At 55.8% G+C, this 622-nt stretch carries 1 protein-coding gene; it reads left to right on the plus strand.

Translation table 11 applies throughout. From position 1 onward, the window contains the following. Positions 1-93: 93 nt before the first annotated feature. The coding region (locus C7I36_RS16925) for an ISAs1 family transposase (RefSeq protein WP_146137360.1) at positions 94-622 on the plus strand (529 nt) is incomplete at its 3' end.

The raw sequence follows: 622 nt of genomic DNA on the forward strand, positions 1-622 counted from the left end.
CAGGGTGAGATCGCGAACGTTTTTTGGACACTTCGTTCTATTTGACCCGCAGATCGTGTTGTGATCTGATACTCCCTTTTTGGGAGAGCCATGATGAGCCTTGATGCATTTTCTCAGTATTTCGGTGAGCTGGAAGACCCTCGTCAGTCCGCCAAAATCAGCTATCCCTTGTTCGATGTCCTGTTCCTGACGGTCTGTGCCGTCATCGCCGGCGCCGAAGGTTGGGAGGACATCGAGGATTTCGGTGAAGTCCACCTGGACTGGTTCCAGCAAAAGGGCCTGTTCCCCGACGGGCTGCCGGTACACGACACCATCGCCCGTATCGTGTCTCGCCTTGACCCCACCCAGTTCCAACAGTGCTTTATTCAGTGGGCGCAATCGGTCAATGAGCGTACCGAGGGTGAACTGATTGCCATCGATGGCAAGGTGCTACGGGGCTCTTACCAGCGGGAAAGCCGCCGCTCCGCCATTCATATGGTCAGCGCCTTCGCCACTGGCAACGGCGTGGTCATGGGCCAGTTGAAAACCGATGCCAAGTCCAATGAAATCACGGCCATTCCAGCATTGCTCAAGCTGCTGGATATCAAGGGGTGCCTGGTGTCCATTGATGCCATGGGCTGTC

The sequence above is a fragment of the Zobellella taiwanensis genome (assembly GCF_003012795.1).
In the GTDB taxonomy this organism is placed as follows: Bacteria; Pseudomonadota; Gammaproteobacteria; order Enterobacterales; family Aeromonadaceae; genus Oceanimonas; species Oceanimonas taiwanensis.